Source organism: Diaphorobacter sp. ED-3 (assembly GCF_027625375.1).
GTDB lineage: Bacteria > Pseudomonadota > Gammaproteobacteria > Burkholderiales > Burkholderiaceae_C > Diaphorobacter > Diaphorobacter nitroreducens.
Genome location: NZ_CP115182.1, coordinates 2,683,283 through 2,701,275 on the forward strand (window position 1 = coordinate 2,683,283; position 17,993 = coordinate 2,701,275).

Consider the following 17,993-nt stretch of genomic DNA (forward strand, 5'->3'; position numbering starts at 1 on the left):
GCCAGGGTAAATTGGCCTCTAGCGCTTATCCATCAAGCGCCAACAGCTATATAAACGATAGCAATCAATCCGCCAGCGGCCATTCGCCCAACACCTCGTAAGGGCCGGGCGAGCCGCGCAGGTTGTGCAACAGCACGAAGCGGCGCACCGTCCATTCCAGCGGCGGCACGGGTTGCTCGGGCGCGGCCTGGCGGCTGTAGCACAGCGTCATGTGCGGGGTGATGTGCGGCGCATGGGGCACGCCGTCCAGCCCCCGCACCTGCGACCACAGCGCCGTGTGCAGCGCCTCGTACAACGCGATGAAGCCCTGCTGCCCGTCGGCGGGGCCGCAGAGCACGCAGGGCCGCTTGGCCTGCGGCGCGCGGCGAAAGCTCAACACCCGATCGAACCGCAGCGAGAACGCCCTCGCCCGCACCTGCTGCGCCGCGTCGCGCGCCCACTGCAGATGCCGGGGCGACAGCGCATGCTCCCACCCCAGCGACAGCAGCGTGGCGTGCAGGCGCTGCGCGCGCACCTGCGCCTGCAGGTCGTGCCGCGCAATCAGCGTCTGCGCCAGATCGGCCGCAGCCTGCGCCGCCCCGGGCTCGGGCAGCACGGCAAAGAAAAGATGGTGGTTGGGGCGTGGCGCATCGGGCTCCACGCCGGCGAGCGGCAGTTGGTGAGCGTCCATGCGCCCCACTGTAGCGCCGCCCCTGGCCCTTGTGGGTAACAGGCACTCCGCCGGCGCGGGCAATAACCGATTCTTTTAATCGGAATGGTGGCGATCGGGGCATATCGCCTCACCGCCCATTCATCGGCAATTTTCGGATTTTGGTACCCAGGATGGCATTCGTATCCCCAAGCCCAGAAGGCTGACTTCCCGCGGGGCCCGGAACCCGCACGTATGGCCGTTTGCGGCCGCTCCACATTCCATACGCAATTGCTCGGGATTATTTAATATTTCATTAATTTTCAATTAATAAACTAAAAAAGTTTAACCAAAATAATCCAAGAAGAATATCAACAAAGTCATTTGACGTTAATCAAACGGATAATCTGGATGCGGGGAGAATAATGCATCTACGCAGTAAATATTCAAAGTATTTATGTCAAAAAGTACCCCCTCCCCCACCGCCTGCGCCGCGCCGCAACCCGGCAAGCGCACCTTCCTGCAAGAACTCGTCGGCCTGGCCACCGCCTTTGGCCTGGCCGGCGCCAGCCAGGCCGCCACACCCTTCAAGACCGCTGCATAACTGGTAGCACTCCTGATGCGCGTCCTTGGCCGATGCGCTCCAATCGCCCCAGGAGGTGATGACCGATGGACAGCTTCTTTCTGATGGGCGCGCGCCCGCTGGTCGAGTTCAGCCCGAGCATGAAGCTGCACGAGTTGCTTGACTGGAGCGCCATTGCTGGGCAGTTGACGGGCCTGTACCAGCGCGAGATCAGCGGCGCCGGTGGTCCCCAGCCTTATTCGTCGCTGGGCATGTTCAAGCTCATGCTGCTGGGTCAGTGGCACGGTCTGTCCGATACCCAACTGGAGCAGGCCCTGCGCGTGCGCCTGGACTTCATGGTCTTCACTGGTTTCGAACCCTCGGCCGGTGAGTTGCCCGATGCCAGCACCATTTGCCGCTTCCGCAACCGCCTGGTCAAGGCCGAACTCGAGCAGAAACTGCTGGCGCTCATCAACAGCCAGTTGGAGCAACGAGGCCTGAAGGTGCAAGGCGCGCGCGGGGCCATCATTGATGCCACCATCATCCCCAGCGCTGCACGCCCGAGGCAGCACGTCGAAGGTGAAGGCGAGCAAGCCAGACTCGTTGACAGCGCCGACAGTGAAGCGCGCTGGGTCAAGAAAGGCAAACACGCCTTCTTCGGCTACCGGGGCCACACGGCAGTCGACAGCGAAGACGGCTACGTCGAGCATGTGCAGGTGCACCCAGCCAACGAAGCCGAGATCAACAAGTTGCCTGAGATCGTCGAGGCACTCTCGCCTGGGATAGAGGCCGTGCTGGCCGACAAGGGTTATGCGAGCAAGGCCAACCGGCAGTGGCTCGCCGAGCGTGGCATCGGTGATCTGATCCAGCACAAGGGCAGCGCGGGCAAGCCGGTGCATGCGCTACTCAAGCAATTCAACAAGCAGATCGGCTCCATCCGCTTCAAGGTTGAGCAGGCCTTCGGCACGATGAAGCGCAGGTTCCACTTGGGCAGGGCGCGCTACTTCGGCACAGCGAAGGTACAGGCGCAGATGTGCTGGGCGGCATTGGGGATGAATCTGCTGAAGGCCCATCGCAAGCTCAAAGCGATGGAGCTTGCTGGGGCAGGTGCGCCCTGAAAGGCGAAACGGGGCGCTGAAACGCCCCCAAGCACAGAAATCCGGGGCAACAAACGCTCGAAAACATCCAAGATGGCGCCGTAGACCAGCATCACGCCTCCATCCGAGCGGTTATGCAATGGTCTTCCTTCGCGCCGGGCCAGCCGCCGCGCCGCCCCGGCATGGAGGGCAAGCGCTTCGGCATGCTGGTGGATCTGCGCAAGTGCATCGGCTGCCAAGCCTGCACGGTGAGCTGCTCGGTGGAGAACCAGCCGCCCATCGGCCAGTTCCGCACCACGGTGCTGCAGTACGAGATCAACAAGGATGACGGCAGCGCGCCCGCCATGGTCAGCCTGCCGCGCCTGTGCAACCACTGCGACGAGCCGCCCTGCGTGCCGGTGTGCCCGGTGCAGGCCACCTTCCAGCGCACCGACGGCATCGTGCTGGTGGACAACGAGCGCTGCGTGGGCTGCGGCTACTGCGTGCAGGCCTGCCCGTACGACGCGCGCTTCATCAACCACGAGACGCAGACCGCCGACAAGTGCACCTTCTGCGAGCACCGCCTGGAGGCCGGCCTGCTGCCGGCCTGCGTGGAGAGCTGCGTGGGCGGCGCGCGCGTGATCGGCGACCTGAACGACCAGGGCAGCGAGATCAACCGCCGCATGGCTGAGCACAAGGAAGACCTCAAGGTGCTCAAGCCCGGCATGAACACCGCGCCGCGCGTGTACTACATCGGCCTGCCCGATGAGTTCGTCAACGGCGTGGACGGCCAGGCCAGCGTGCGCCTGCTGTCCGACCACTGAACCCCAAGGAGCGCTCCATGCAAATCATCGAACTCCTGACCCCGCACTACGAGGCGGCCTGGCTGCCCTGGGCCGTGCAGTACTTCTTCCTGGTCGGCGTGGCCACCGGCGCCGCCATCCTGGCCGCGCTGTGCGCCTGGGGCAAAGACGGCGGCACGCTGCAGCGCCTGCTGCCCGCGGCCGTGCTGACGCTGGCCGTCAGCAGCATTGCCGCGCCCGTGTCGCTGCTGGCCGACCTGCACCAGCCTGCGCGCTTCTGGCACGTCTATGCGCACTTCACGCCCTGGTCGTGGATGTCGGTCGGCGCGCTGCTGCTGCCGGTGTTCGTCACGCTCAGCGTGGCGATGTGCGCCGCCTGGTGGCTGGGCAAGACCGGCTGGATGCGCCTGCTGGCGCCGCTGCTCGTGCTCTCGGCGCTCACCATTTCGGTCTATACCGGCGCCGAGATGATGGTGGTGCGCTCGCGCCCGCTGTGGAACACGCTGTGGGTGCCCGTCAACCTGGCGCTGACAGGCTGGCTGGCCACCGTGGGCGCGGCCTTCGTGCTGGAGCGCTTCCTGCCCGCCGCGCTGCGCCCTGGCGCTGAAGCGCTGCAAACGCTGCGCGGCATGGGCCTGGCGCTGGCCGGCGCGCTGCTGGTGGTGGCGCTGGCCTGGGCCGCGAGCGGCTTGGGCGGCGACAGCCCCTCGTTCAACGCCGCACTGCGCCTGTGGAACGACTTCCCCGTGTGGCGCCTGACGATGATCGGCTCGGCCATCGGTGGCGCCGCCGTGCTGGGGGCGCTGCTGCGCGGGCGCCACCGCCTGCATGCCAAGGGCTACACGCTGGTGCTGGGCCTGGGTCTGGCGGCCGCCGCCTGGGCTTTCCGCTGGGCGCTGTTCATGGGCGTGCAGGGCGTGCCGAAGTTCGGCGCGGGCCTGTACCTGTACCACATGCCCCTGGGCGGCGACGGGCTGCTGGGCATGGTGGGTGTGGCAGGCCTGTGCGTGGCACTGGTCGGGCTGGCCAGCTGGGCGCTGGAGCTGTTCCCGGCACGCAACGCCCCCGCAACCACTGCCGCCTAAGATTGATAACCAAATCGGCCTCTAACGCAATAAAAGCAAGCGCTGGCAGCTATCAAAATCAAAGTGATATCCGCTGGCGCTGCACCTGAAAGCGCAGACCATGACTGACAAGAACAAGCACCCCACCCCTGAACCACAGGACAACCCCGACACCCAGCGCCGACGCCTGCTGCTGCGCGGCGGCGCCGTGGCCGGCGGCCTGGCGGCCTTTGCCGCCGGCTATGGCGAGACCGTGGCCAAGGGCGCCAAGGGCCTGGTGACCGGCACGTCCGGCACCGCCACGAAGAGCGCCACGCGCGGCAACTCGCTCACGCCCGAGTTCCGTATCGACCCCGTGACCGGCCAGCTCACCACCCAGCCGGGCCAGGTGGTCAGCCCCAGCAGCTGCCTGGGCTGCTGGACGCAGTGCGGCATCCGCGTGCGCGTGGACACGGCCAGCAACAAAATCATCCGCGTGGCAGGCAACCCCTACCACCCGCTGGCCACCACGCACCACGCGCCCATGGAAACGCCGGTGCGCGAGGTGTACGCCCTGCTGGGCGGCGACAACGGCCTGGAAGGCCGCGCCACCAGCTGCGCGCGCGGCTCGGCCATGCTGGAGCACCAGACCGCCGCCCACCGCGTGCTTACCCCGCTCAAGCGCGTGGGCCCGCGCGGCTCGGGCCAGTGGAAGAGCATCTCGCTGGAACAGCTGGTCAAGGAAATCTGCGAGGGTGGCGACCTGTTCGGCGAAGGCCACGTGGACGGCCTGGCCGCCATCCGCGACGTGCAAACGCTGATCGACCCCGAGAACCCCGAGTACGGCCCCAAGGCCAACCAGCTGCTGGTGACCGACGCCTCCAACGAAGGCCGCACGCCGCTGATCAACCGCTTTGCGCGCCAGTCCTTCGGCACGGTGAACGTGGCCAACCACGGCGCCTACTGCAGCCAGACCTACCGCGTGGGCACGGCTGCTGCACTGGGCAACATCCCCGGCATGCCGCACGGCAAGCCGGACTGGAAGAACTCGCGCTTCGGCCTGTTCCTGGGTACGGCGCCGGCGCAGTCGGGCAACCCCTTCCAGCGCATGGGGCGCGAGCTGGCCGAGGCCCGCTCGCGCGAAGACGACGCCTACCGCTACGTGGTGGTGTCGCCCGTGCTGCCCATGTCGTCCAGCCACGCGGCGGGCGACAACAACCGCTGGCTGCCCATCAAGCCCGCCACCGACCTGGCGCTGGCCATGGCGCTGATCCGCTGGATCATCGACAACGAGCGCTACGACGCCAAGTACCTCACCCAGCCCGGCCCGGCCGCCATGGCCGCCGCCGGCGAGGCGAGCTGGAGCAACGCCACCCACCTGCTCATCAACGACCCCAAGCACCCGCGCTACGGCCAGTTCCTGCGCGGCGCCGACCTGGGGCTGCCCATGCCCGAGCCGGTGGACGAGAAGACCCCGGCCGAAGACGTGTACGTGGTGCAGGTGGCCGATGGCAACGGCGGCTTCAAGCTGGTGCCCCACACCATGGCCCAGCCGGCCGAGCTGGTGGTGGAGCGCGAATTCACGCCCCTGAAGGCCGCAGGCGCCACCGAGGAGCCCGCACCGATCGCCGTGTGCACATCGTTCGTCAAGCTGCGCGAGGAAGCGCGCCGCAAGACGCTGCAGGAGTATTCCGACCTGTGCGGCGTGCCGGTGAAGGACATCGAGGACCTGGCGCGCGAATTCACCAGCCACGGCAAGCAGGCCGTGGCCAACTCGCACGGCGGCACCATGAGCGGCGCGGGGTTCTACACCGCCTACGCCATCGCCATGCTCAATAACCTGATCGGCAACCTGAACGTCAAGGGCGGCTGGGTGCTGGACGCCGGCCCGTTCGGCCCCTTCGGCCCCGGCCCGCGCTACAACTTCGCGCAGTTCGAGGGCGCGGTCAAGGCCACGGGCGTGGCGCTGTCGCGCACGCGCTTTCCGTACGAGAAGACCAGCGAGTTCAAGCGCAAGAAAGAAGCCGGCCAGAACCCCTACCCCGCCAAGGCACCGTGGTACCCGGCGCCCGGGGGCCTGAGTAGCGAAATGCTGGCCGCCGGCCTGCTGGGCTACCCCTACCCGGTGAAGGCGTGGATCAACCACATGAGCAACCCGGTGTATGCCATCTGCGGCTTTGAGAACACGCTGGTCAGTGCCCTCAAGGACCCGAAGAAGCTGCCGCTGTTCGTGTCGGTGGACCCCTTCATCAACGAGACCTCGGCCCTGGCCGACTACATCGTGCCCGACACCGTCACGTACGAAAGCTGGGGCATCGGCGCCCCCTGGGCCGACGTGATCGCCAAGAGCAGCACCGTGCGCTGGCCCACCGTGGAGCCCGCCACCGCCAAGACGGCCGACGGCAAGCCGGTGAGCTTCGAGAGCTTCGTCTTCGCCGTGGCCAAGCAGCTGCAGCTGCCCGGCTTTGGCAAGGGCGCGATGAGCACCAAGGACGGCGAGCCGCTGGACCTGGAAAGCGCCGAAGACTTCTACCTGCGCGGCATGTGCAACATCGCCTACCAGGCCGGCAAGCCCGTGCCCGAAGCCAGCGACGACGACATCGCCCTCACCGGCGTCACCCGCTGGATGCCCGAGGTGGAAAAGCGCCTCAAGCCCGAGGAAGTGCGCCGCGTGGCCATGGTGATGAGCCGTGGCGGGCGCTTCGACAAGATCGAAGACGCCTGGAAGGGCGAGCAGATCAAGGCCGCCTACAAGTTCCCGGTGCAGCTGTGGCACGAAGGACTGGCCAAGATGCGCCACTCCATGACCGGCGAGCGCTACGTGGGCTGCCCCACCTGGTTCCCCACCCGCTTTGCCGACGGCAGCAGCATGCGCGAGCGCTTCACCGAGCAGGACTGGCCGCTGACCATGAGCAGCTACAAGTCCAACCTGATGAGCAGCATGTCGATCGCCGCCAGCCGTCTGCGCCAGGTGCACCCGCACAACCCCATCAGCCTGAACAAGGACGATGCGGCCAAGCTGGGTATCGCCAACGGCGACCGCATCGAGGTCAGCACCCCCGGCGCCAAGCTGCAGGGCGTGGCCCTGGTGCGCAGCGGCATCGCCCAGGGCGCCCTGGCCATCGAATACGGCTACGGCCACACGCAGCTGGGCGCGGTGGCGCACACCGTGGACGGCAAGCCCATGGCCCACAACCCGCAGCACGGCAACGGCGTGAACCTGAACGCGCTGGGCTTTGCCGACCCCACCCGGCCCGCCAAGGACAACGTGTGGATCGACTGGGTGTCGGGGGCCGTGGTGCGGCAGGGGTTGCCGGTGAAGGTGCGGAAGGTGTAATGCCTGCCGGGTACTGAGCACTGAGCGCTTGCGGGCGCAGGTGCTGCAGAAGCAAAAAGCCCATCGCAACTGCGATGGGCTTTTTTCTTGTCGGCGGCTTTCGACTCGAAGTTGCCTTCAATGTTGATGCTTTAAAGCGGTCGGTCGATGCGCGGACTATACTTTTTTTGACAATCAGTGCGATCCACCTGAGTGATTAAGAGTGAATCAAGCATAAAAGGAACCATGAAATGACATTTTCAGCCATCTAAGTTTATTGCAGTCCTTGCTTCTGGAGGCTGCTGGTTCTACATGCAGCGGGTGACCTGATCATCACCAGTGCAAGCGGGTAGCGATGTCGCCATGGTCGGTAGCGTCTTACTTTGAGTATTGAGAATTAAGAAACGTCTGGTTAGACAGTCTGCGCAATAAACAACACGGCAATGGAGAGTAGTTTGGCAGGACATTTCATGCACCCACGTGAACTTGAGCTTGACGGTAGTTTGAAAGATGAACATGGCAACACAGTTGATGTGCACTGCCGACTTTCGTTTCCTGTAGCTAGTCACGAACGAGTAGGTGTTGAGCTTTCGATTCCTCACACTGCAATGCCTACGCCCTCGCTGACGAATGCGTGTACGTTTGAAGGAGCGACGCAAGGCCCTCCCGGCCCCATTACTGTTCGCATGAGGGGGCTGTATTGGCAACAATACACACAGACAAGAGCAAATTTGACAGAGTTCGGCCGTTCCACGATCAAATTGCAGCACATTGAATGGCTAGATGTCAGTCGGTCTCGGAATATCTACCACATTCAAAAAGACGAAGTCGTCACTATCCATATGACTACTCCAAAGTTGACGCAGGAAATGCGTCAACTTGGCTGGGGGAAGCTAGCTGACGCACATCCAATTTTTAGCATTCGGACAGGATTGGGAATCTTCACTTTTTATCGTTATTGGAATCCAATTTTCGATCATCAAAACGACACGTTTAGTGGAGTGGCTGGTACTTTTGCGACCTTATCATCAGATGAACCTCCAACAGAATTGGAAGGCATCACAAATCAGATCAATCGGGTGCGCCTTTGCCTATCACTTTTGTCGAGGCAGAGCGTGCAGTTTCGCTCCATCCACGGGTGTGTGGATGGGATGTCGATTTTCTCCCGCAGATATCCCTTGGACGATAAAAATCCGCCGCACATGGGAATGGAGCCCCTTGACTATGCAGTACGGATTTCAAATGTGGAGTCAGTAATGGAACAAGCCGTGGGGGCCGCCCTCCAGATGGCCGAGGAAGATTGGAACACGTTGAGTTTTTTTATTACAGCGTTAGCTCCCGCAATCAACATGAGCACGGCCGATAGATTCATGGCGCTTATGCATGGATTTGAAGCAATTCGCGTAGAAACCACTCCACTTGATGAGACAGAGGCTCAGGAGAAGTCCGAGTTAATTGCCGCCTTAGAAAACGCAATTAATAATGCTTCGACTCGGGTCGCTGAACGACTCAAGGGCTTTAAGAAGTCAGTTAATAATGACAAGCCAAGAAACTTCAAAGCCAGAATGCGGCAGCACTTTAAAACATCTTCGGTGTTGATCGCAGACCTTTGGCCGATGGTTGGAGCCAGTGGCGCCACGGGACTGATTGATATAAGGGACCGGTTAGCCCACATGGGTTGGAGATCTATCGATTCACAATCGCTGTCAGTGGCAACTTGGCATCTGAGCCTCCACGCCGAGAGGTACTGCTTTGACAGGCTTGGGGTACCTCTCTCAAAAACCACAATATGTCCGGAGCAATTGCGAAGAGAGGAATGGTATTCAAGGGCTACCTGGCAGAAAGCAAGATCCAAGGCGCTTGCACGCAACTAAGCGCCATGTATCCGAACATCAGCGATCTTCCGATCGTGCTCAACATCACGCTGAACGTCTGTTTTCACTTGCCCCCACCGGCTGCTCCTGGCCGCAAGCTGCTCCCACAGCCTTTGAAGCGCAGTCTTTGCTCAGCGCCTCCTGCGCATTTCACTGAAAAATCAGCCTTCCGTTCAAGCCGGTTCGGGGAATAAAACCCTTCAAATTTACAAGCCAAATTGGCCGTTACGGCGCTTTAGATAAGCGCCGGCAGCTACTATATTCATAGCATTCAGCGCCTTTCGGTATCACGGGCCGCGTGCTGCCCGACATCCGAACCAAGCCCCTCACCCCGCCTGCCACCACCGTGGCAACAACGCGCGCACCTCTGCACGCTGAAACCGGTCGTCCATCAGCACCACCACGCCCTGGTCATGTTCGGTGCGGATCACGCGGCCGGCGGCCTGCACCACCTTGCGCAGGCCGGGGTACAGGTAGGTGCAGGCATAGCCTTGGCCAGGGCCCATCACCTCGTCCAGCGCACATTGCATGGCGTCGTTCACCGCGTTCACCTGCGGCAGGCCCAGCGTGGCGATGAAGGCGCCGATGAGGCGGGTGCCCGGCAGGTCCACGCCTTCGGCAAAGGCGCCGCCCAGCACGGCCAGGCCCACGCCTTGGCCGCCTTCGGTGAAGCGGGCGAGGAAGGCGGCGCGGCTGGCGTCGTCCATCTCGCGCGTTTGCTGCCATTGGGGCACCTGTGGGTGGCGCTGGGCCAGGGTGGCGGCCACGCGCTGCAGATAGTCGAAGCTGCTGGCAAAGCACAGGTAGTTGCCGGGCTGGTGCGCGTACTGCGCGGCCACCAGGTCGGCGATGGGGGCGAGCGAGGCCTCGCGGTCGCGCCAGCGGGTGGAAATGTGCGGGGCCACGCGCACCTGCAGCTGGTGGGCGGCAAAGGGGGCGGCCACGTCCAGCCAGGCGGTGTCGGGCGGCAGGCCCAGCAGGTCGCGATAGAACTGCGGCGGGCTGAGCGTGCCCGAGAACAGCACCGTGGCCTGCGCCGCCGCGTGGCGCGCGGCCAAGTGCGGTGCGGGAATTACGTTGCGGATGCACAGCGTGGTGGCGGGTGTGCGGGCCCGGCCGCTGCGGCTGCGGGGCGGCGTGGCGGAGCGCTGCAGATCGAACAGCGCATGCGGGCCGAACTGCTCGGCCAGGGCCTGGAAGTGCAGCAGCGACCAATAGAACACCAGCACCGCGTCGCCCGGCGGCAGGGGTTGGTCCGCCTGGGCCTCTGCCATGGCGCCCACGGCGCGCTGCACCGCGCCCAGCAGCGCGGGCGGCACGGTGGCGTGGGCCTGGTAGCTGGGCGTGGCGGCGAGGGGGTGCGCGGGTGCGGTGGCGCCGGCGCGCGATGCGCCGGGTGCGCCTGGCGTGCCAGCGTCTTCTGCGGCCTGGCCCACGGTCTTGTTCAGCGCGTTCCACTGGCGGTGCAGCGCGTCGAGCGCCTTCTTCACGGGGCCGGTGGCGGCCTGGCGTGCGGCGGCCAGCTCGAAGGGCGAGAGCGGCGCGGTGTACATGCTGCGCGCGCGCTCCAGCAGGTTGTGGGCCTCGTCCACCAGCACGGCCACGCGCCAGCCCTGCTGCTGCGTGAGGGCGTAGAGCATGGCGGCGCTGTCGTAGTAGTAGTGGTAGTCGGCCACCACCACGTCGGCCCAGCGCACCAGCTCTTGCGACAGGTAGTAGGGGCAGATGCCGTGCTGCAGCGCCACGCCGCGCACGGCGGGCGCATCCCACGGCGCGGGCTGCTGCACGGCGGCAGCGCGGGCGGCGGGCAGCCGGTCAAAGAAGCCGCGCGCCAGCGGGCAGGCATCGCCATGGCAGGCGCTGCCGGGGTGTTCGCAGGTCTTGTCGCGCGCGTGCAGGTCCAGCACGCGCAGCGGCGTGCCGGGCGTGCGCGGGGCCAATGCGCCCTGCAACTGGGCCAGCGCATGCAGCGCCAGGCCGTGGCCCGTGCCCTTGGCGGTGAGGAAAAACAGCTTGTCCAGGCCGCTGGGTGCGCGGGGCGCGCTCTCTTTTTTGATGACTTCCGTGTCCCCGTTGGCCACCGCATCGGCGGCGGCGCCGGATGCGGCAGCGGCAGCGGCCGGGGCCGGCCCGCCCTGCCCTGGCGTGGTCATGGCCTGGTGCGCCATAGCCGGGGGCGCCATAGCCGGGGGCGCCATAGCCTTGAGCAGCGGGAACAGCGTGCCCAGGGTCTTGCCGATGCCGGTGGGCGCCTGGGCCAGCAGGCAACGCCCGGCGGGGGCGCTGGCGCCCTCTGCGTTGGGGTGTGCAGTGCGGTACACGGCCACGGCCAGCTCGCGCTGCCCGGCGCGGAATGCGGGCAGCGGAAAGCGCAGCCGCACCAGGGCGGCGTTGCGCTGCTGGCGGTGCGCGGCCTCGCTGTGCGCCCAGGCCAGGTAGCGCTGGCACTGCGTGGCAAAGAACGCCTGCAGCGCGGCGGCGGTGTGTTCCTGCACCAGTACGGTCTCGGCATGGGTGGTGGCGTGCACGTAGACCAGCGCAAGCTTGAGCCCTGCCAGCCCGTGCGCCTGGCACAGCAGGTGGCCGTACACCTGGGCCTGGGCCCAGTGCAGCGCGCGGTGGTGGGGGCGCACGCTGTCGAGCGTGCCGCGGTAGGTCTTGATTTCTTCGAGCTGCCCCAGCGCCGCGTTCCAGCCATCGGCACGGCCGCGCACCGTCAAGTGGTCGTACGTGCCGCTCAGCGGCACCTCGGCCTCGTAGCCTGCGCCGCGGCGCTGCTGCACCGCGCGGTGGCCCTCCATGCCTTCGAGCGCGCTGGGGGCGGGGGTGAAGCGTAGGTCCAGGTCACCCGTGCGGGCCGTGAACTCGCACAGCGCGCGCACGGCCACCACGTGGGGGCGCGGGGCGGCCGTCATGCCGGGCCGCACCACTGCACGTGGCACACCTGCACCGGAATGCCATGGTCCACGCAATACGCCAGCCAGCGGATCTGGTTGTCCTGCAGCTTGTCGCCGGGGGCCTTCACCTCCACCAGCGCATAGCGCTCGGCCCCGGGCGGGCGGCCGGGCCAAAAGCGCACCAGGTCGGGCAGGCCGGTGCGGTTGGCCTGCACGTCGCACAGCAGCCGGGCGAACAGCCGCTCCAGGTGCGCGGGCGGAATGCAGTCCAGCGCCAGCGCCAGCAGTTCGGCGCTCAACGCGCCCCAGGCCACGAAGGGCGACTGGGTGCCGTGCTTCTCTTCAAAGCGCTGCAGGATGGTGGCGCGGTAGCGGCCGTCGTGCAGTTCGGCCAGGCAGGCGTTGAACAAGGCCTGGCGGCGCGCCACGAAGTCGGGCGCGGCCAGGTCGGCCGGGCCGCTCTGGAAGGGGTGGAAGAACGCGCCCGGCAGCGGCGCAAAGATGGCCGGCCAGCACAGCAGGCCGAACAGCGCGTTGACGAGCGTGTTCTCCACATAAAACACCGGCGCCTCGGCGCAGTGCCAGTGCGCGCGCAGCGCGTGCTCCACCGAGTGGGGTGGCGTGGGCGCGGGCAGTTCCACGTCCATGCGCAGCGCAGCCACGGCCGGGGCCAGTGCCGGCCGGCGCGGCCCGCCGCCCTGCCCCAGACTGCGGCGCAGGCGCGGCAGCATGCGCGCCACGCGCTGGTGTTCTTCTTCACTTTCAGGAGCAGCCAGCGCTTGATGGGCAAGGGCTAGAGCCTGATCGGAGCATTGCATGCGCTCCAGCACGCGGATCTGGCGGTGGCGCGCACCGGGGGCGCGGCTGGCGGCGTAGGCCTGCGCGGCCAGCGGCCAGTCGCGCGCGCGCTCGCAGGCCTGCCCCACGCGCAGCAGGACCCGCGCGCGGCGCTGCTCCAGCCACGGCGTAGCGCTGTGCGCGGCGGCCAGTGCCTGCAGCAGCGCAGCGGCGTCGAAGCCCTCCGCGTCCAGCGCCTGGCGGCAGGCGCTGAGGGCAAGGTAGGTGTCCACATCGGCCTGATGCTGGAAGGCGCGCGAGGCAGCGTCCAGCGGCACGGCCTCGTAGCGGAACACGCCCAGGTCGGCCAGCACGAACTCCGCCCAGCTCTGGTGCAGGTTGCCGAAGAACATGAGCCGCAGCCGCTCGCAGCGCGCGCCCACCGTCACGTGCCAAACGGGCTCGTCGGCATGCGGGTGCCAGGCGGCGTAGGGCTGCCGCAGGTCAGCGCGGTCGGCCAGGGCCTGCAGCATCTCGGCCTTGCGCATGGTGGGGTGCAGCGCAGTGCCCTGCAAAATCTGTAGCAGCTCGCGCTTGGTGTGCAAGGCGAACAGCTCCGATAGACCCAGGGGCGCATCAGCGCACAGCCAGCCCCGCGACAGCAACGGCGCGGCGGCGTCTCGCGTGTCGGGAATCTCGTCATAGGCCAGCTTGCTCGCGCGAAACCACGGCCCGCGCCGCATCACCATGCGCACCAGCAGGGCCTGTGCGGCCTGGGGCAGTTGCCGAAAGTCGGTGAGGAACTGCAGGTCGTCCCCACCGAGCAGGTCGCCATAGCGCGTGTGCAGCCAGTCCAGCGCACGCTGGAAGTTGTGCAGGTAGTAAAAGCGGTGCGGTGCAGGCGCAGGGCCGGGCTGCGGCATACAGAAGACTGTGCGTTTATACAGTCAATGATACCGGCGCAGCGGGTGCGCCGTTAATGTGGGGATAACGCGCCGTTCCTAGAATGCGGGCTTTTGCCAAGCGGGCCGCATGCACATCCTGATCGTCGAAGACAACGCGCTGGTGGCCAGCGGCATCCAGGCCGGGCTGGAGCTGCACGGCTTCACCAGCGACACCGCGGGCAGCGTGGCGCAGGCGCAGGCCCACATGGCCAGCCGCCAGTTCGATGCCTGCGTGCTGGACTTAGGGCTGCCCGATGGCGACGGCATCAGCCTGCTGCGCCAGTGGCGCGCCAAGGGGTTGGCGCTGCCGGTGCTGATCCTTACCGCGCGCAGCACCATCGAGGACAAGGTGGCCGGCTTTCAGACCGGCACCGACGACTACCTGACCAAACCCTTCGACCTGCAGGAGCTGGTGCTGCGCCTGCGCGCCCTGCTGCGCCGCGCGGGCGGGCGCACCAGCGACCTGCTGGCGCTGGGCGACTGCCAGGTCAACATGGCCACCGGCGAAGTCACGCGCAACGGCGTGGCGATAGACATCTCGCGTCGCGAATGGGCGCTGCTGCAGGCCCTGCTGCAGGCGCATGGGCGCGTGCTGAGCGCGGCGCAGCTGCATGACAGCCTGTACGGTCTGGACCAGGACGTGGGCAGCAACACCGTGAACGTGCACGTGCACCATCTGCGCAAGAAGCTCGGCGCCGATGTGATCGACACCGTGCGCGGCCTGGGCTTTCGGCTGGGCGCGCGCTACTGCGGCGGTGCGGCATGACGGCACGACCGGTGCAAAGCCTGCGGGTTCGGCTGGTGCTGGGCCTGAGCCTGACCATTTGCCTGGTCTGGAGCGGCGTGGCGATCTGGCAGTTCACCAACATGCAGCGCGAGCTGCGCACGCTGCTGGACGACCGCCTCATCGCATCGGCCCGGATGGTGGTGGGCATCGTGCAGCAGTTCCAGCAGGCCGAGCTGGCGGCAGCGCCGCGCGCCAGCAACGATGCGCTGCTGTCGGTCATTGGCCGCGATGGCGTGGCCTGCGAGGTGAGCCTGGTGCGCAGCGAAGTGGACATCCTGCCCATCGCGCGCACCAACAACATCCCGGACATGGCCTCTGCGGGCAACGCGGGCTTTGGCCAGATCACCAAGGGCGGCAAGCAGTGGCGCACCTATGTGCTGGAGGACAAGGGCGTGCGCGTGGCCACCGCCGACCGACTGGATGTGCGCGACCAATTGGTGCAGACCTTCGTGCGCACGCTGGTGCTGCCCTTCGTGCTGGCGCTTGCCGTCATCCTGCTGCTGACCTGGTGGATGGGCACGCGCAGCCTGCGCCCGCTGCAGCGCCTGCGCGAGGAGCTGGTGCAGCGCCCGCCCCACGACCCCACGCCCGTGCAGTCGGGCCGCGACGTCAAGGAACTGGCCCCGCTGGTGGACAGCCTGAATCAGTTGCTGGCGCGCATGGACGCCAGCATGGAACACGAGCGCCGCTGGACCGCCGACGCGGCGCATGAGCTGCGCACGCCGCTCACCGCCATCAAGACCCATGTGCAGGTGGCGCAGCTGACACTTGCCGCGGGCAACAACAACGCCAGCCCCGACAAGGCCGCCAACGCACTGCGCCAAGCGGGCGAAGGCATCGACCACATGCACGCCACGCTGGAGCAACTGCTGCAGCTTGCACGCGTGGAAAGCGCCAGCGCGGGAGAGGCGCGCGCCACCGTGGGCACCGGCATCGCGCAGGCCTTTCGCCTGGCCTGCAGCCAGTCCCTGCAGCGTGCCGAGAACGAGGGCATTCAGTTGCCCTCCCCACCGCTGGACGCGGCAGAAATACCCGCCGACCCGGCAGCCTGGCAGGCAATACAGCTACCGCTGCCCCCCGCGCTGCTGGCCTGCGCCATCACCAACCTGATCGACAACGCGCTGCGCCATCACCAGGGCCCCGCCCCTGTGAGCGCCACGCTACGCTGGCAAGCCGATGCTGCCGGCCCGGGCACGGTGGAAGTCTGTGTGCGCGACGAAGGCCCCGGCCTGACCCCTGCGGAGTGCGAGCAAGCGCTGCGGCGTTTCTGGCGCAAGTCCAGCACCTCGCCCGGCAGCGGCCTGGGCCTGACGATCGTGCGCCGCATCGCCGAAAGCGCCCATGGCACGCTGACGCTGGAACCGGCCGAGCCCGGCCTGCGGGCGCGGCTGTGCCTTCCGGCGCTGGCGGTGACCTCTTCGGCAGCAAGGGACTGACGCCGCCGTGGACCGCGTGCTGCACCTGGGCCCACTGGTCCTGCCGTGGATGTTGCTGGTGCTCCTGGGCGCCTGGCAGTTGGGCACGATGGTGCATGAGCGACTGGCCGCACGGCGTGGCCTGACGGGCGGCCCGCATGGCTGGCGGCTGCCCCTGGTCGCACTGATCGCGGCGCGGCTGGGCTTTGTGCTGCGCTATGCGGATCTGTATGCCAGCGCGCCGGTGGCTGTGCTCGACATCCGCGACGGCGGGTGGTCGCCCTGGGCGGGCCTGGGCGCCGCGCTGCTTTATGTCGCGCTGCTGTGGCTGCGCCGCAGCCCATGGCGGCAAAGCGCCACGGCCGGGCTGGCCACATTCGCCGGCGTAGGGCTGCTGGGTTGGGGCGTGCTGCAGGCTACAGCACCGCGCGAGCAGGCCGCCCTGCCCTCATGGCAAGGCGTAGCGCTGGATGCGCGCACGGTCGCCCTGCCAGAGCTGAAGGGGCAGCCCGTGGTGGTGAACCTGTGGGCCAGTTGGTGCCCGCCCTGCCGGCGCGAGATGCCCGTCATGCTGCAGGCGCGCGAGGCCCAGTCGCCCCAGTCACAGGTGCGTTTTCTGTGGGTGAACCAGGGGGAGCCTCCCGAGACAGTCGCCCGGTTTGCTGCGCAGCAGCGCCTGCCGGCCGCCGATGTGCTGCTGGACTCAGCGGGCCAGCTGGGTAGCGCGCTGGGCCACAAAGCCCTGCCCACCACCCTGTTCTATGACCGCCAGGGCCGTCTGGCCGCGGTGCGCGTGGGCGAGCTGTCGGCTGCCACGCTGGCCCAACACCTCGCGCTCATCAGCGGCCACTCCGCCCCTTAGCAACGCGGCCGCTGGCGCAAAGAGGTGCGCCGCCGACGTCACGACATGCCCTGCGGCGCGCCAGCCCCTTTCAGGAACGCATTGATGGGCAGCTGGATATAGGTACGCCCGTCGTCCTGCGCGGGCGGCAGCTTGCCGGCGCGCACATTGACCTGCACTGAAGGCAGGATGAGCGTGGGCATGGCCAGTGTGGCGTCCCGCGCGGTGCGCATCTGCACGAACGCGGCCTCGGTCACGCCCTCGTGCACATGGATGTTGCCGCTGCGTTGCTCTGCCACGGTGCTGACCCAGGCAGGTGCGCGGTTCTCGGGCGGATAGTCGTGGCACATGTGCAGTCGGGTGTGCGCGGGCAGCGCCAGCAGGCGCTGGATGGAGCGGTACAGCGTGGCGGCGTCACCGCCCGGGAAGTCCGCGCGGGCCGTACCCACGTCGGGCATGAACAGCGTGTCGCCCACGAACACGTCGTCACCCACGCGGTAGGCCATGTCGGCAGGCGTGTGGCCCGGCACATGCAGCGCCGTCAGCTCCAGCCCGCCGACATGGAAGGTCTCGCCGTCCTCGAACAGGTGGTCGAACTGGCTGCCGTCGGGCAGGAAGCTGCGCTCGAAATGGAACACGCTGCGAAAGAGCTGCTGCACCGCGCGGATGTGCGCGCCGATGGCGACCTTGCCGCCGAGGTGGTGGCGTATGTGCTGCGCGCCCGAGAGATGGTCGGCGTGTGCGTGGGTTTCCAGGATCCACTGCACCTGCCAGCCCTGGCGGCGCACGTATTCAATGATGCGATCCGATGAGGCGCTGGTCAGCGTGCCGGACTTCGGCTCGAAATCCAGCACGGGGTCGATCACGGCCGCTTGGCCGGCGTCGGTGTCTGCGAGCACATAGCTCACGGTGCCCGTCACGGGGTCGAAGAAGGGCTCGATATGCATGGAGGCGTGGGGCATGAAGGTCCTTTCGCAATGAAGACGGAAGTGCCGAAGCAGCACCACCAACCAACAACAGTTTATTTTTT

The 17,993-nt window shown here is 66.8% G+C and carries 12 protein-coding genes and 1 pseudogene; 9 read left to right on the forward strand and 4 right to left on the reverse strand.

The annotated features are described in order from the left end of the window. Positions 1 to 64 precede the first annotated feature (64 nt). Positions 65 to 670, reverse strand: coding sequence for a 2'-5' RNA ligase family protein (locus tag PCQ86_RS13085; RefSeq protein ID WP_270173936.1), 606 nt, complete (start codon positions 668 to 670; stop codon positions 65 to 67). A 415-nt stretch (positions 671 to 1,085) separates the two neighbouring features. Here PCQ86_RS13085 and PCQ86_RS13090 point away from each other — a divergent pair, with 415 nt between their 5' ends. From PCQ86_RS13090 to PCQ86_RS13115, 6 genes and pseudogenes are all read left to right on the forward strand, one after another. Further along, the gene (locus PCQ86_RS13090) at positions 1,086 to 1,232 is read left to right on the forward strand and encodes a hypothetical protein (protein WP_270173937.1); all 147 of its coding nucleotides are present in this window, start codon (positions 1,086 to 1,088) and stop codon (positions 1,230 to 1,232) included. A gap of 65 nt (positions 1,233 to 1,297) precedes the next feature. Further along, positions 1,298 to 2,308, forward strand: coding sequence for an IS5 family transposase (locus PCQ86_RS13095; protein WP_015914568.1), 1,011 nt, complete (start codon positions 1,298 to 1,300; stop codon positions 2,306 to 2,308). A gap of 116 nt (positions 2,309 to 2,424) precedes the next feature. Continuing rightward, a pseudogene (gene dsrO, locus PCQ86_RS13100) lies at positions 2,425 to 3,090 on the forward strand (sulfate reduction electron transfer complex DsrMKJOP subunit DsrO); the annotation flags it as partial. Between the two features lie 17 nt (positions 3,091 to 3,107). Then, positions 3,108 to 4,154: an NrfD/PsrC family molybdoenzyme membrane anchor subunit gene (nrfD, locus tag PCQ86_RS13105; RefSeq protein WP_270173939.1), complete on the forward strand. Its 1,047-nt coding sequence runs from the start codon at positions 3,108 to 3,110 to the stop codon at positions 4,152 to 4,154. A 100-nt stretch (positions 4,155 to 4,254) separates the two neighbouring features. Next, positions 4,255 to 7,449: a tetrathionate reductase subunit A gene (locus tag PCQ86_RS13110; RefSeq protein WP_270173940.1), complete on the forward strand. Its 3,195-nt coding sequence runs from the start codon at positions 4,255 to 4,257 to the stop codon at positions 7,447 to 7,449. Positions 7,450 to 7,898: 449 nt separating this feature from the next. Continuing rightward, positions 7,899 to 9,302, forward strand: coding sequence for a hypothetical protein (locus tag PCQ86_RS13115; RefSeq protein ID WP_270173941.1), 1,404 nt, complete (start codon positions 7,899 to 7,901; stop codon positions 9,300 to 9,302). 326 nt (positions 9,303 to 9,628) lie between these two features. Here the strand turns inward: PCQ86_RS13115 and PCQ86_RS13120 are convergent, their stop codons facing one another. Both PCQ86_RS13120 and PCQ86_RS13125 read right to left on the reverse strand, forming a co-directional pair. Next, positions 9,629 to 12,217, reverse strand: a complete 2,589-nt coding sequence (locus PCQ86_RS13120; protein ID WP_270173942.1) for an ATP-dependent DNA helicase — start codon at positions 12,215 to 12,217, stop codon at positions 9,629 to 9,631. After that, positions 12,214 to 13,899, reverse strand: a complete 1,686-nt coding sequence (locus PCQ86_RS13125; protein WP_270173943.1) for a VRR-NUC domain-containing protein — start codon at positions 13,897 to 13,899, stop codon at positions 12,214 to 12,216. Before PCQ86_RS13125 ends, PCQ86_RS13120 begins: the two co-directional genes overlap by 4 nt. 109 nt (positions 13,900 to 14,008) lie before the next feature. On the opposite strand from PCQ86_RS13125, the gene PCQ86_RS13130 reads away from it, so the two are divergent. Genes PCQ86_RS13130 through PCQ86_RS13140 form a run of 3 tightly spaced genes read left to right on the forward strand, consistent with a single transcriptional unit; the run spans position 14,009 to position 16,984 of the window. Beyond that, positions 14,009 to 14,686, forward strand: coding sequence for a response regulator (locus tag PCQ86_RS13130; RefSeq protein WP_270173944.1), 678 nt, complete (start codon positions 14,009 to 14,011; stop codon positions 14,684 to 14,686). Beyond that, a complete protein-coding gene (locus PCQ86_RS13135) occupies positions 14,683 to 16,143 on the forward strand; it encodes an ATP-binding protein (RefSeq protein ID WP_270173945.1) in 1,461 nt (486 codons plus the stop codon). The genes PCQ86_RS13130 and PCQ86_RS13135 overlap by 4 nt, the downstream gene beginning before the upstream one ends. Before the next feature lie 7 nt (positions 16,144 to 16,150). Then, positions 16,151 to 16,984 carry a TlpA disulfide reductase family protein gene (locus PCQ86_RS13140; protein WP_270173946.1) on the forward strand — a complete coding sequence of 278 codons (834 nt, stop codon included), beginning with the start codon at positions 16,151 to 16,153 and terminating at the stop codon, positions 16,982 to 16,984. 38 nt (positions 16,985 to 17,022) lie between these two features. Here PCQ86_RS13140 and PCQ86_RS13145 read toward each other — a convergent pair whose 3' ends face one another. Next, positions 17,023 to 17,925 carry an MBL fold metallo-hydrolase gene (locus tag PCQ86_RS13145; protein ID WP_011805639.1) on the reverse strand — a complete coding sequence of 301 codons (903 nt, stop codon included), beginning with the start codon at positions 17,923 to 17,925 and terminating at the stop codon, positions 17,023 to 17,025. Positions 17,926 to 17,993 lie beyond the last annotated feature (68 nt).

Coding starts and splice junctions, on each gene's coding strand:
- PCQ86_RS13085 (WP_270173936.1), bottom strand. CDS start 670: ATGGACGCTCACCAACTGCCGCTCGCCGGCGTGGAGCCCGATGCGCCA.
- PCQ86_RS13090 (WP_270173937.1), top strand. CDS start 1,086: ATGTCAAAAAGTACCCCCTCCCCCACCGCCTGCGCCGCGCCGCAACCC.
- PCQ86_RS13095 (WP_015914568.1), top strand. CDS start 1,298: ATGGACAGCTTCTTTCTGATGGGCGCGCGCCCGCTGGTCGAGTTCAGC.
- nrfD (WP_270173939.1), top strand. CDS start 3,108: ATGCAAATCATCGAACTCCTGACCCCGCACTACGAGGCGGCCTGGCTG.
- PCQ86_RS13110 (WP_270173940.1), top strand. CDS start 4,255: ATGACTGACAAGAACAAGCACCCCACCCCTGAACCACAGGACAACCCC.
- PCQ86_RS13115 (WP_270173941.1), top strand. CDS start 7,899: ATGCACCCACGTGAACTTGAGCTTGACGGTAGTTTGAAAGATGAACAT.
- PCQ86_RS13120 (WP_270173942.1), bottom strand. CDS start 12,217: ATGACGGCCGCCCCGCGCCCCCACGTGGTGGCCGTGCGCGCGCTGTGC.
- PCQ86_RS13125 (WP_270173943.1), bottom strand. CDS start 13,899: ATGCCGCAGCCCGGCCCTGCGCCTGCACCGCACCGCTTTTACTACCTG.
- PCQ86_RS13130 (WP_270173944.1), top strand. CDS start 14,009: ATGCACATCCTGATCGTCGAAGACAACGCGCTGGTGGCCAGCGGCATC.
- PCQ86_RS13135 (WP_270173945.1), top strand. CDS start 14,683: ATGACGGCACGACCGGTGCAAAGCCTGCGGGTTCGGCTGGTGCTGGGC.
- PCQ86_RS13145 (WP_011805639.1), bottom strand. CDS start 17,925: ATGCCCCACGCCTCCATGCATATCGAGCCCTTCTTCGACCCCGTGACG.